Origin of the sequence: Halorubrum hochsteinianum (genome assembly GCF_023702125.1) — an archaeon.
GTDB lineage: Archaea > Halobacteriota > Halobacteria > Halobacteriales > Haloferacaceae > Halorubrum > Halorubrum hochsteinianum.
Window position 1 is genome coordinate 2,341,447 of the sequence record NZ_CP098415.1, and the last position, 11,953, is coordinate 2,353,399.

Sequence of the window (11,953 nt, forward strand, 5' to 3'; positions counted from 1 at the left end):
CGTATTCGTCCGTTTCAGCCGTCTGCCGAGGTCGTGCCGGACGAAGCGACCGGGGCCGTTCAGGCGTACGGGTCCTCGGCTTCGAGGTCCCGCTCCGCGCGGTACTGCTCGACGAACTCGCTCACGTCGAACTCGACCATCTCCTGTTCGAACGCCGACAGCGCCTCGTCGTCGTCGGCGTGGCTCACGGCGTGTTCCATCAGTTCGACCACGAGTTCGACGACGACTTCGTGGAGCCGGCGGGAGTCGAAGTCGGTCACCCACGCCATCGCGTACCCGACGTCGGCGTTCTCGCTGGCGTCGTGGGCGACGACGGCTTCCGGAAACTCCTCTAAGACGACGCCGAGGAGGTGCGGCGTGTCGAACTCCGGCATCTCCTCGCTGGTCGTCTCGATCGCCTCGCGGAGGACGTCGACCAGAAAGTCGGGGAGGAATCGCTCTGGCGGGTGAACGTCCATCACGACCGCGTGGGCCTCGCCGCAGTCGCAGTCGTACTCGCGCATCCCGAGGTCCAGTTCGCCGACGGCGATCGTCTCCCCGCAGGGCAGCTCCAGCGCGTTCTCGTCGCCGCCGGGGACGCGGGGCTGAGACATACCCGCCCTTGGCCGCTCGCGGGGTTAAAGGGCGCGGAACGCGCCGCTGCGTCGCCGCCGACGGAACCGCTCTCGGGCTGCCCAGCTACTCGAAGTCCTCGTGGCCGTCCTCCTCGTCGCTCGCTCCGTCGTCGCCGTGACCGCTCTCGGCATCACCGCCGTGAGTATCTCCGTCGTCCGCATCGCCGGCGACACCGTGCGTTTCCACCTCGGCCTCGACCTCGATCTCGATCCCGTTCGCCTCGTAGGTCGCCTCGATCGTCTCGGCGTCGTCGCGCTCGACCTCCAGTTCGTCGCGGTCGACCTCCACTTCGACCTCCACGTCGACGGTGACGTCGTCTGACATAGTCGACTCTTGGTAGGAGGCCTGGACGCAAAAACGGTCGGCAGCGCGGGAGCGGGGTGACGGCGTGGGAGTGGGAAGCCAGCGCGGGGTCGGGACGACTCGGTCGCCCGAGCGACGCGCGGCCTACTGGAACCCGATCCGGCCGCCGGTGTCGCGGAGCGACTCGCCGCCGCCGCCCTTGAACTGCTCTTTGACCTCGTCGTAGTACGCGAGGATGTCCTCCGTTATCGTCGGCCGCACCGACTCCATCGCGCGCCGGAAGTGCTTCATCTCCACCTCCTCGGCGTCGTCGTCGTCGCGCAGCGCCTCGATCGCGGCCTCGCGGGCGATCCCTTCGAGGTCGGAGCCGACGTAGCCGTCGGTGATCTCGGCGATCTCGCGGAGGCTCACGTCGGGCGCGAGCGGCGTGTTCTGCGTGTGGATGTCGAGGATCTGCTCGCGGCCCTCCTGGTCGGGCTGGCCGATCATCACGAGCCGGTCGAACCGCCCCGAGCGCAGCAGCGCGGGGTCGATCATGTCCGGTCGGTTGGTCGCGCCGATGACCATCACGTCGCCCATGTCCTCTAACCCGTCGAGCTCGGTGAGGAGCTGGTTGACGACGCGCTCGGAGACGTTGTTCCCGGCCTCCTGCCCGCGAGCGGGCGCGAGGCTGTCGAGCTCGTCGAAGAAGATGATCGTCGGGCTCACCTGCCGGGCCTTCCGGAAGGTCTGTCGGATCGCCTTCTCCGACTCGCCGACCCACTTCGAGAGCAGCTGCGGGCCCCGCACCGAGATGAAGTTCGCGTTCGTCTCGTTGGCGACCGCCTTCGCCATCAGCGTCTTCCCGGTGCCCGGCGGGCCGTACAGCAACACCCCCTTCGGGGCGTTGACGCCCATCCGGTCGAACTTCTCCGGCGAGGTGAGCGGCCACTCGACCGACTCCTGGACCTGCTGTTGGGCCTCGCTGAGGCCGCCCACGTCGTCCCACGAGATCTTCGGGAGCTCGACGAGCACCTCGCGCATCGCCGACGGCTCCACCTCGTTCAACGCGCCCGAGAAGTCGTCGCGCTTGACGATCATCCGGTCGATGAGGCTCGGCGGCACCTCTTCCTCGTCTAAGTCGATCTCGGGGAGGTACCGGCGCAGCGCCTTCATCGCGGCCTCCTTCGTGAGGCTCTCGATGTCCGCGCCGACGAACCCGTGCGTCTCGTCGGCGAGGTGGTCGAGGCTCACGTCGTCCGAGAGCGGCATCCCGCGGGTGTGGATCTGGAGGATCTCCTTCCGGCCCACCTCGTCGGGGACGCCGATCTCGATCTCGCGGTCGAACCGCCCGGGGCGGCGGAGCGCGGGGTCGACGCTGTCGACGCGGTTCGTCGCCCCGATGACGATCACCTGTCCGCGCGTCTCTAACCCGTCCATCATCGTCAACAGCTGAGCGACGACGCGGCGCTCGACCTCGCCGGTCACGTCCTCGCGTTTCGGCGCGATCGAGTCCAGCTCGTCGATGAAGATGATCGACGGCGACTCCTCTTTCGCGTCCTCGAAGATCTCCCTGAGCTGCTGTTCGGACTCGCCGTAGTACTTCGAGATGATCTCCGGGCCGGCGATCGAGAAGAACGACGCCGACGTCTCGTTGGCGACCGCCTTCGCCAGCAGCGTCTTCCCGGTGCCCGGCGGGCCGTGGAGCAGGACGCCCTGCGGCGGCTCGATGCCGAGCTTCGAGAAGATCTGCGGGTGTTTCATCGGCAGCTCGACCATCTCGCGGACGCGCTGGATCTCCGACTGGAGGCCGCCGATGTCCTCGTAGGTGATCCCGCCGCCCGTCTTCTCGAACCCGGAGATCGGCTCCTCGCGCAGTTCGACCTCCGTGTCCTCGGTGATGAGACAGACGCCGTCGGGCTCCGTCTCGACCGCGATCAGCGGGATCGCCTGTCCGGGCGACCGCATGAACGGGTGGTTCGTCGAGGACATCACGGGGACGATGTCGCGCTCGACGACCGGCCGCTTGAGGATCTGGCGTTTCACCATGCCGGCCGCGTCGGAGCCGAACTGGACGGACGCCTCCTCGGGCGGGGCCAAGACGAGTTTGTCGGCCTTCTCGGCCTCCGCCTTCCGGATCGTCACGCGCTCGCCGATGCCGACGTCGGCGTTCTGTCGGGTGAACCCGTCCACCCGCACGGTGTCGGTGTTCCAGTCCTGGCGGTCCGCGCGCCAGACCTTCGCGGCGGTGGTTTCCGCGCCCTCGATCTCGATGATGTCGCCGGGCGAGAGCTTCAGGTGTAACAGCGTGTCGGGGTCGAGTCGGGCGATGCCGCGCCCCGAGTCGTTCGGGTACGCCTTCGCCACTTCGAGTTGGACTTCGTTCATGGTTCCTCGCGGGGGATGGTCGTATCTGGACCCGGTCCGGGAATAAGCCTGTTGCCCGTGTGGGGATCGCCGGTTCGTCCCGAGCGTCGCCCGCCGGCGACAAGCCGTGTGATCATATGCCACGGTACGGATTCCGTTCTTAAAACCCCGTCGTAACTGTGCGTTTTCGCCGTTTCGCTTCGCGGGCCGAGCGGCGGCGATGAGGCGGCGTGGCGGGCGGGACTCACTTGGTGGGGCGGGCTCACGTGGTGGGCGCGCTCGCGTCGCGGTCCACGAGCGAACTCACGACGAGCGGGCCTGAACGACGCCGACGACGAGGAGCCCGGACGCGACGGCGGGCGTCACCGCCCCCGACCCGGGCACCGCGACGTTGCTCGCGACGACGCCGAGGGCGACGACGGCGGCGTAGGCCGCGTACACACGCGCGTACCGCCGGTCGCGGCGAGAGCCGCGCGACCGCGCGAACAGCCACACGCCCGCCGCGAACAGCCCCGCGACGAGCAGCGTGTGCGCCCAGTAGGCGGCCGTGGGGACGACCGCGTTGGTCCCGAAGGCCGTCGCGGTCTCGGCGATCCCGCCCCAGTACAGCCCGTGGATCGGGGTCGTGACGACCAGCCCGACGTCCGCGCCGACGACGAGCGCGACGCCCGCGTACACCGCGGGATGGCCGAGCGTCCCCGGCGTGCTGTGGGCCGTGCTGGCGAACAGGAACCACCCCAGCGCGGCCACCGACGCCCCGATCAGCGAGAGGAGGTAGAAGTACGCCTGCACCATCGGTTCCGGGGAGAACGGGCGGAACGCCGCCGTCCCGCCCCAGATGGCGACCCCGATGGCGAGGACGCCGAACGAGAGGCCGTTGTCGCTCTCGCGGTGTGCGATCGCGGTCCGGAGACCGGGACCGACGGCGACGAGCGCGGCGAGCGCCCCGAGGGCGGCCCCGGCCGTTCCGACCGTGGAGGGAGACATACCCACTGGTGTCAACCTGCCGTATTAGGGGTTTTCATCCGCCCGACAGCTTCGACCGACGGCGGCCCGACGACCCTCCGATCGGGGCGCGATCGGACCCCGCCGATCAGGGGGTATTTGTCCCTCGCTGGCCTCCGATAGGCCATGCGAACGCTCGTCTTCGACGGCCGGACCGGTGCCGCCGGCGACATGATCTGCGCCGCGCTGATCGCGGCCGGTGCCGACCCCGACGTCTTCCGCCCCGTGAGCGATCGGCTTCCGGTCCGGTATGAGGTCCGGGAGACGACGAAAAACGGGATCCGGGCGACCACCGTCGACGTGCTCGTTGACGACGACGGGGACAGCGGCGGCGTCCGCGACGAGCGCGGAGACGGCTCCGGGGACGCCGGCGGCCACTCGCACGGCCACGCCGACGGTCACTCCCACGATCACTCGCACGGCCACGGCGACGGCCACTCGCACGGCCACGCCGACGGTCACTCCCACGATCACTCGCACGGCCACGGCGACGGTCACTCACACGACCACGGCGACGGTCACTCCCACGATCACTCGCACGGCCACGGCGACGGTCACTCACACGACCACGGGGACGCCGACCACACGCACGCCGAAGGGGCCGGCGTCCGGCGGAGCTACTCGGAGGTGGTAGACCTCGTCGAGTCGATGGCCCTCCCCGCCCCGGTCGAGTCGACCGCGCTCGACGCCTTCGAACTGCTCGGGCGCGCGGAGGCGTCCGTCCACGGGACCGACCTCGCCGAGACCCACTTCCACGAGGTGGGTGCGGACGACGCGATCGCCGACGTGGTCGGCGCGGCGCTGCTCTTGGCGGACCTTGACCCGGAGCGCGTGGTCACGACCCCGGTCGCCGTCGGCGGCGGCACGGTCGAGATGAGCCACGGGACCTACCCCGTCCCGGCACCCGCGACGACCGAGATCGCGACCCGCGCCGGCTTCCGGATCGTCGGCGGCCCGATCGACCGCGAACTGCTGACGCCGACCGGCGCGGCGATCCTCGGCGCGGTCGCCGAGGGCGTCGACGCGGTGCCGGACGTCTCGGTTGAGCGGGCGGGCTACGGGGCCGGCGACGCCGACTTCGAGCGGCACCCGAACGTCCTCCGCGCGCTCGTCACCGACGGGGGGCAGGCGGGCGAATCAGGCAGCAAGGGAGAGGAGTCGCTCGTCCACGACGACATCGCCGTCTTGGAGACGAACCTCGACGACGCCGCTCCCGAGGTCCTCGGGGGCCTTCAGGAGACCCTCTCGCGCGCCGGCGCGCGGGACGTGACGATCGTTCCGACGACGATGAAGAAGTCGCGGCCCGGCCACCTCGTGAAGGTGATCTGTAAGCCGGACGACGCGGGGGCGGTCGCCGAGCGCCTCGCCCGCGAGACCGGTACGCTCGGGGTGCGCCAGTCTGGTGCGAGCCACCGCTGGATCGCCGAGCGCGAGTTCGAGACGGCGACGCTCCGGATCGACGGCGCGGGTCACGACGTGGCCGTGAAGGTGGCCTCGACGACCGACGGGGACGTGTACGACGTCAGCGGGGAGTACGACGACGCGGCCGCGGCCGCGGAGGCGACCGGCCTCCCGGTCCGCGAGGTGCTCCGGCGGGCCGAGAGCATCGTTCGGGAGCGGCTGAGCGACGAGTAGCGAGACGGGACGAGGAAGGGGGAGCGGACGCGACCGCCCCGTCAGTCGGGCGGGTCGACCCGCTCGACGCGCTCGGGGTCGACGCCGAACCCGTCGGCGAGTCGGTCGGCGACCAGCTCCGGGGCGACCGCTTCGGGATCGACGGCCGTGTCCGCGACGCGCGCCGCCTCGTCGACCGCGAGGGTCGCGACGGCCTCGACGGTGGTGTCGTTGAGGCCGGGCTGTAACCCGGCTATCTCCAGTTCCTCGACGCTGATGCCGTCGATTCGCTCGATCTGTGCTCTCGCGCCGGCGACGAGGTCGCCGGTCGCCGCCTCGGAGACCCGGACGGAGACCGTCGCCTCGACGGACGGCGTGTGGTCGGCTGCTGCCATACTCCCTCGCCGCGAGTCGAACGCGGCGCGGACGGCGTCGCGGGGCGACCGGTCGCCGTGACCGGCCGGCTCCGCGGGTCCGCGTCCCCGAGCGCCGGGCGACGACGTGGGGTCGCCGGCCGACGCCCGCGAGGGACACGGTCGCGGCTCGACGCGCGTGACGGACAGCGACGGCTGGAGAGAACGGGGATCTGGTCCGTCCCGCGGGGAAACCTCCCCAGCCGACGCGCGTCACGCGGTCGGGCGGACGGACCGTGGGTTCGGAGTCCCGTAGCCGATGCCCGTCCACCCGAGGAACGCGACGCTCGCGGACCGAACGAGCGTCGAGCGGATGGAACGGGTCATTGGGGGCTCCGGCGGCGCGTTCTACGCCGTTGACGACACCCTGAACCGGTTTCGTATTAAAATTACATTAGTTATGCTACCACATGCCATATCGGATGCGAGCGAGCGGACCCGGCCGAGAACGCGTTCGAGACGGCCACAGCCGTCGGGTTCCGTCGACGTCGAGACGACAAACCTATGCCGACCGCCCGACCAGTTTGCCGTAACACCCGTCTCCATGATCGACCGCATTCACACGTCGGACGTCGAACCGGACGCGGACGAGGTCGCCATCGCCGGCCACGTCCACGAGATCCGCGACCTCGGTGGGCTGGTCTTCCTCATCGTGCGCGACCGCGAGGGCCTCATCCAGATCGTCTTCAAGGAGGAGCGCGAGCCGGACCTGTTCGAGGCCGTTCAGGACGTCGGGGCCGAGGACGTCGTCCGCGTCGCCGGCGAGCCGCTGGAGAGCGATCAGGCCCCCGGCGGCGTCGAGATCGCGCCCACGGAGTACGAGGTCATCGACGAGGCGGACTCCCCGCTTCCCCTGGAGATCTCGAAGGACATCGAGGTCGACCTCTCGACCCGCCTCGACAACCGTGCGCTCGACCTCCGGAAGCCGGAGACGCTCGCGGTGTTCACCCTCCGCTCCGAGCTCATCACCGCGATGGAGGAGTGGTTCGAAGACGAGGGGTTCGTCGACATCAAGACGCCGCTCATCTCGAAGGGCGGAGCGGAGGGCGGCGCGGAGCTGTTCCCGATCCTCTACTACAACCAGGACGCCTTCCTCTCGCAGAGCCCGCAGCTGTACAAGCAGATGCTGATGGCCTCCGGCTACGAGGCCGTCTACGAGACGGGGACCGCGTTCCGCGCGGAGGACTTCGCGACCTCCCGCCACGTCTCCGAGATCGCGATGTTCGACGTGGAGCTGGCGTACGTCGACGACCACGACGACGTGATGGACGTGCAGGAGGAGTCGCTGCGGTACGCGCTCCGCGAGGTCGCCGAGAACGCCGAGCGCGAGCTCGACCTCCTCGACGTCGACCTCGACGTGCCGGAGGACGACTTCCCGCGGATCACCTTCGACGAGGCGCTCGACATTCTCGAAACCGAGTACGGCCACTTCCCGGACGACCCGACCGACCTCGACACGAAGGGCGAGAAGCTGCTGGGCGAGCACTTCGAGGAGCAGGGCCACCCGGCGTTCTTCGTCGTCGGCTACCCCGACGAGAAGTTCTACTACATGCAGGACGTCCCCGAGGACGACATCGCCTCGCGGAAGTTCGACCTCATCTACAAGGGTCAGGAGCTCTCCTCGGGCGGCCAGCGCGAACACGACGTCGAGCGCATGGTCGAGGTCATGGAGGAGGAGGGCGTCGAGACCGCGAACTTCGAGTTCTACATCGAGGCGCTGAGCTACGGGACGCCTCCGCACGGCGGCTACGGGCTGGGCATCGACCGCCTCGTCCAGAAGGTCGCCGACCTCGACAACATCAAGGAGGCGATCATGTTCCCGCGCGACCCGAACCGGCTGGAGCCCTGAGCGCGGCGACTCGCCCGTCGGGCCGGACCCTCGACCGGACCGAGATTTCGATCGATCGAGCCACGAGCCGCGTCGCGCACGCGACGAATCGCCGTTCCCGACGCGGTCCGCGCCTCGCCGTCGGCCGCGGGCGCTTCGCTCGTTCTTTTATAAGGAACCGTACCGATTCGCGGGAAATCCACCGATCGCTGCTCTTGAGCCGTCTCCCGGCCGTTAAACCGGGTAAAATTGGGCGTAATTCGGCTGAACGGCTTACGCCATTGAAGTAGGTCCGGGTCCGAGTGGGAATCGCAATGAACGCCATCCGAACCACGATGATAGTGGCGATCGCCGCGGTGGTACTGATCGGGACCGGCGCGGCCGCCGGTGCCGTCGCGGCGGCTCCCGGTCCGGGCGACGCGCCCGGCGACGCGGGACCGCCGAGCGACCTCCCGGACCAGGTCCCGGACTTCGTCGGCGACCTGCTGAGTAGCGTGAACGAGTTCCTCTCCGGCGGCGTCGACGACCTCGGTGAGACCGTGAGCGACATCGCCGGCAACGGTTCCGCCGACGGCGACGCTTCCGGCGGAGACGACGGGGACGAGGGGGGAGCGTAACGTGACGGACCGAACGCCCGACCTCGACGTCGACCGGCGGACGTACCTGCGTGCGACCGGCGTCGCCGCGCTCGGCTCGGTCGGACTCGCCGGCTGCGTCGGTCGCGCGACCGGCACGCTCGCGACCTGGGTGACCGACCAGCCCGCCGACATCGGCGACTTCGAGTCGCTCGTCGTCACCGTCGAGGGGTTCTGGCTCGGACCGGAGGGTGCCGAGCCGGAGTCGGACGACGGCGACGCCGACGGCAACGAGACCGACGACGCCGACGGCAACGAGACCGACGACGCCGACGGCAACGAGACGGCCAGCGGGAACGAGACCGACGACGGCGAGGACGCTCCCGCCGGGCGCGAGTACTTCGAGTTCGACGAGCCGCAGGAGGCGGACCTCGTCGAGCTCCAGAACGGGGAGACCCAGCTGATCGACGAGCGCGATCTGGAGACCGGGGAGTACCCGTACCTCCAACTCGACGTGTCCGCGGCCGACGGGACGCTCACCGACGGCAGCGAGGCCACCGTCGACCTCCCCGGCAACGCGCCGCTGAAGTTCAACGAGGCGTTCGAGATCCGCGAGAACACGCGGACGACGTTCACCGCGGACTTCGCGCCGGTGCTGCGGGGGAACGGCCGATACCTCCTCCGTCCGGTGCCGAGCGGGATCGAAGTAGAGTACAGCGACGTCGAGGAGTCGGAGGACTCGGACGGCTCCGAGTCGGACGGCGACAACACCTCCGACGCCTGACGCGGCGCGTTCCCCCGGTCCTCCGTTGGAGCCGCGGCCGCGCCGCGGCTTCGGGGTTAGGGCTGGGTTTCGGTTCCCGGGGTTCGGGGACCGGGGGAGTGCGCGTTGCGTCACGGTTGGTCCCCGCGTCGAGGGTCAGAGGCACACGACCCGCACGATCGCCCGCGCGACACGCTCGGGCGGTCTCCGTTCTTCTCGACCGCGGCGATTCGTTTTCCCCGGCTCGTTCCTCGTAGTGACTTCTCGTCGCAGTCCCCACGCCGTCCGCCGGGCGAAGCGCCCGTCGAAGCCCGTCAGGCCGAGGCCGCCGCGTCGGGGGCGACGAAGGTCCGATAGAGCGGTCCGGCGAGCACCAGCGCCCCCACCGCGGCCATGCCGAGGATCGCGGTCGGGTCGACGAGCGACCCGCCGGCCGCGGCGAGGCGGTCGAGCGAGACGCCGACCGCGACCCCGCAGAGGACCCACGGCAGTTCGCCGAGTGCGGTGCCGATCAGGAACGGACGGGCCTCGACGCCGGCGGCCGCGGCCCCGACCGTCACCGCGTCGGAGGGGAGCGGCAGCAGGCGAGTCCCGGTCACGGCGCGCACGCTCCCCGACTCCGCCGCGAAGCGTTCGCCCGCGCGACAGAACCGGTCGGCGAGCCCGGACCCCTCGCGGTCTCCCGCCGAATCACGGAGCCGGAGACGTCCCGCCCGGGCGAGCGCGTACGGCGGGAGGGAGGTCGCGACGACGACCGCGAGCGCGAACGGGATTCCAGCCCACCCGTACCCGAAGCCGGCGGCGACGGCGAGGAGGGTCGTCGGCCACGCGAGAAGGGGTCTGACGGCCGCGAGCGCGACGACGGCGACCCCGAACCGGACGGGGTCGTCCGCGAGCCACCGGAGCCGCGAGAGCGCGGCCTCGGGGGACGCCGCGACCGCGACCGCCGCCAGCGCGGCGACGACGACGCCCGCGAGCGCGTACCGCCCGACCGTCGACCGGCGATTCACGCTCTCGCGTCCGCGGGCGTCCGGTAAACGCTTTGTGGGTCCCGCTCACTCATCGACGAACGCCGCCCGGAACGACTCCGAGAGGTGCTCGCGCTGCCACGCCGCGACGGCCTCCTCGCCCAGCAGGCTCGCCCACGCGGTCAGGACTCCGGCGCACAGGACGAGCCCCGGGACGACGTGGGCGGCGGCGTCGACGAACAGCGCCGGCCGGAGGAGGAAGAATCCGACCCGGTCGGCGAGGGCGTCCCACGCCGGGCCGAAGGCGGTCCAGCGAAACGCGAAGGGAACCACCGTCACCGTCGCGAGCGGATAGGCGAGCACGTCGGTCACGGGTCCGCCCTTCCCGCGGACGAACGCGAGCGCGTAGAACCCCCAGCAGGCCAGCGAGGCGAAGACGCCGGCGATCCGCTGGGGGCCGACCGGCTCCCCGTGGCCCAGCGCCGCCAGCCCGAAGAACGCCGCGGCCGCGCCGACGTAGCCGAGCAGACACGCGAGCGCGCCCCCGACGAGGACGAGCGCGTGTTCGGTCCGCGACTGCCCGGTGAACGGGGCCAGCCCCAGCGGGACGTTCATCGGCGGTGGCTCCGACCGGGCGGGGGTTGAAGCTTGCGCGTCCGGGTCACGACAGCTTCCCGAGCGCCTCGAAGAAGTCCGAGGGCGGTCCGGCGACCCGTATCGGGGGCGCGGTCCGCTCGACGGTCACCTCGACCGGACCGTCGAGCGAGGCGGTGTCGCGGCCGTCGCTGACGACGGTCGCGCCCGCCTCGCCGGAGATCGAGACGGTGACGGTCGCGTCGGTGTCCACCACGAGCGGGGGCATGCCCTCCTCGGCGACCATCTCGTTGACGACGATTCCGTCCACATCCGGGTGGACCAGCGGTCCGCGCTCGGAGAGGTTGTACGCGGTCGACCCCGTCGGCGTGGCGACGAGGACGCCGTCGGCGTGCCCGCCGGCGTACCGAGACCCGTCGACCCGCACCTCGTACTCGATCCCGCCGCCGGGACCGCGGCGGTCGCCCTGGACGACCACCTCGTTCGCGGCCGGCGTCGAGGTCCAGTCGTCCGCGCTGGCGGTGAGCCGCGGGGCCTCGCGGACGTCCAACCCACCGTCGCGGAACGACCGGATCTCGGCGCGGAGCGCGGCGGCGGCGTCGCCCGGGGGGACCGCGTTGAGGAAGCCGACCTCCCCGAGGTTCACCCCGACGATCGGCGTGTCGCCGGCGTTGCGCGCGACGAACAGGAACGTCCCGTCGCCGCCGACGGCGACGACCAGGTCGCAGTCGCCGAACGCGTCGACCGGGCGGGCGTCGTCGCCGGCGTCGAGCGCCGCGGCGGTCTCCTCGTCGAGCCAGACGGCCTCGCCCGCGTCGGCGACGACGTCCCTGAGCGTCGCCGCGAGCGACGCCGCCCGCTCGCTGCCCTTTCGCGCCACGATGCCCACTTCCATGAAAAGTCCATCCCCGTCCCCGGGTAAAAGCGTG

Annotated in this window: 12 protein-coding genes; 4 read left to right on the plus strand and 8 right to left on the minus strand. The window is 70.8% G+C overall.

The window, feature by feature from the left end; translation table 11 throughout:
* Window positions 1-59 precede the first annotated feature (59 nt).
* The 4 genes from NAF06_RS11910 to NAF06_RS11925 form a co-directional block, all read right to left on the minus strand.
* The gene (locus NAF06_RS11910; protein ID WP_008585661.1) at window positions 60-593 is read right to left on the minus strand and encodes a DUF5815 family protein; all 534 of its coding nucleotides are present in this window, start codon (window positions 591-593) and stop codon (window positions 60-62) included.
* 85 nt (window positions 594-678) lie between these two features.
* On the minus strand, window positions 679-939 hold the full coding sequence (locus NAF06_RS11915) for a hypothetical protein (protein WP_251106161.1): 261 nt from the start codon (window positions 937-939) through the stop codon (window positions 679-681).
* A 123-nt stretch (window positions 940-1,062) separates the two neighbouring features.
* Window positions 1,063-3,285, minus strand: coding sequence for a CDC48 family AAA ATPase (locus NAF06_RS11920; protein ID WP_008585645.1), 2,223 nt, complete (start codon window positions 3,283-3,285; stop codon window positions 1,063-1,065).
* A 282-nt stretch (window positions 3,286-3,567) separates the two neighbouring features.
* Entirely contained in the window at window positions 3,568-4,251 is a 684-nt protein-coding gene (locus NAF06_RS11925) for a histidine kinase N-terminal 7TM domain-containing protein (protein ID WP_008585643.1), read from the minus strand.
* A gap of 144 nt (window positions 4,252-4,395) precedes the next feature.
* Between NAF06_RS11925 and larC the strand changes: the two genes are divergently transcribed.
* Window positions 4,396-5,904, plus strand: coding sequence for a nickel pincer cofactor biosynthesis protein LarC (gene larC / locus NAF06_RS11930; protein ID WP_008585641.1), 1,509 nt, complete (start codon window positions 4,396-4,398; stop codon window positions 5,902-5,904).
* Window positions 5,905-5,945: 41 nt separating this feature from the next.
* Here larC and NAF06_RS11935 read toward each other — a convergent pair whose 3' ends face one another.
* Complete coding sequence (locus tag NAF06_RS11935) at window positions 5,946-6,278, minus strand: hypothetical protein (RefSeq protein WP_008585639.1); 333 nt, start codon at window positions 6,276-6,278, stop codon at window positions 5,946-5,948.
* A 562-nt stretch (window positions 6,279-6,840) separates the two neighbouring features.
* Here NAF06_RS11935 and aspS point away from each other — a divergent pair.
* The 3 genes from aspS to NAF06_RS11950 all read left to right on the plus strand — a co-directional run bounded on the left by aspS (window position 6,841) and on the right by NAF06_RS11950 (window position 9,483).
* Entirely contained in the window at window positions 6,841-8,145 is a 1,305-nt protein-coding gene (aspS, locus tag NAF06_RS11940; RefSeq protein ID WP_008585637.1) for an aspartate--tRNA(Asn) ligase, read from the plus strand.
* 293 nt (window positions 8,146-8,438) lie between these two features.
* Window positions 8,439-8,741, plus strand: coding sequence for a hypothetical protein (locus tag NAF06_RS11945; protein ID WP_008585634.1), 303 nt, complete (start codon window positions 8,439-8,441; stop codon window positions 8,739-8,741).
* Window position 8,742: 1 nt separating this feature from the next.
* The gene (locus NAF06_RS11950) at window positions 8,743-9,483 is read left to right on the plus strand and encodes a DUF4382 domain-containing protein (protein ID WP_008585631.1); all 741 of its coding nucleotides are present in this window, start codon (window positions 8,743-8,745) and stop codon (window positions 9,481-9,483) included.
* 293 nt (window positions 9,484-9,776) lie between these two features.
* Here NAF06_RS11950 and NAF06_RS11955 read toward each other — a convergent pair whose 3' ends face one another.
* Genes NAF06_RS11955 through NAF06_RS11965 form a run of 3 tightly spaced genes read right to left on the minus strand, consistent with a single transcriptional unit; the run spans window position 9,777 to window position 11,919 of the window.
* The gene (locus NAF06_RS11955; RefSeq protein ID WP_008585629.1) at window positions 9,777-10,472 is read right to left on the minus strand and encodes a VTT domain-containing protein; all 696 of its coding nucleotides are present in this window, start codon (window positions 10,470-10,472) and stop codon (window positions 9,777-9,779) included.
* A 45-nt stretch (window positions 10,473-10,517) separates the two neighbouring features.
* Window positions 10,518-11,045: a hypothetical protein gene (locus NAF06_RS11960; protein WP_008585627.1), complete on the minus strand. Its 528-nt coding sequence runs from the start codon at window positions 11,043-11,045 to the stop codon at window positions 10,518-10,520.
* 46 nt (window positions 11,046-11,091) lie between these two features.
* Complete coding sequence (locus NAF06_RS11965) at window positions 11,092-11,919, minus strand: NAD(+)/NADH kinase (RefSeq protein WP_008585624.1); 828 nt, start codon at window positions 11,917-11,919, stop codon at window positions 11,092-11,094.
* Window positions 11,920-11,953: the final 34 nt, after the last annotated feature.

Bases quoted from the DNA above. Each gene is read 5' to 3' on its own strand.
- NAF06_RS11945 (WP_008585634.1), top strand. From the start codon at position 8,439: ATGAACGCCATCCGAACCACGATGATAGTGGCGATCGCCGCGGTGGTA.
- NAF06_RS11935 (WP_008585639.1), bottom strand. From the start codon at position 6,278: ATGGCAGCAGCCGACCACACGCCGTCCGTCGAGGCGACGGTCTCCGTC.
- NAF06_RS11960 (WP_008585627.1), bottom strand. From the start codon at position 11,045: ATGAACGTCCCGCTGGGGCTGGCCCCGTTCACCGGGCAGTCGCGGACC.
- aspS (WP_008585637.1), top strand. From the start codon at position 6,841: ATGATCGACCGCATTCACACGTCGGACGTCGAACCGGACGCGGACGAG.
- NAF06_RS11910 (WP_008585661.1), bottom strand. From the start codon at position 593: ATGTCTCAGCCCCGCGTCCCCGGCGGCGACGAGAACGCGCTGGAGCTG.
- larC (WP_008585641.1), top strand. From the start codon at position 4,396: ATGCGAACGCTCGTCTTCGACGGCCGGACCGGTGCCGCCGGCGACATG.
- NAF06_RS11925 (WP_008585643.1), bottom strand. From the start codon at position 4,251: ATGTCTCCCTCCACGGTCGGAACGGCCGGGGCCGCCCTCGGGGCGCTC.
- NAF06_RS11965 (WP_008585624.1), bottom strand. From the start codon at position 11,919: ATGGAAGTGGGCATCGTGGCGCGAAAGGGCAGCGAGCGGGCGGCGTCG.
- NAF06_RS11920 (WP_008585645.1), bottom strand. From the start codon at position 3,285: ATGAACGAAGTCCAACTCGAAGTGGCGAAGGCGTACCCGAACGACTCG.
- NAF06_RS11915 (WP_251106161.1), bottom strand. From the start codon at position 939: ATGTCAGACGACGTCACCGTCGACGTGGAGGTCGAAGTGGAGGTCGAC.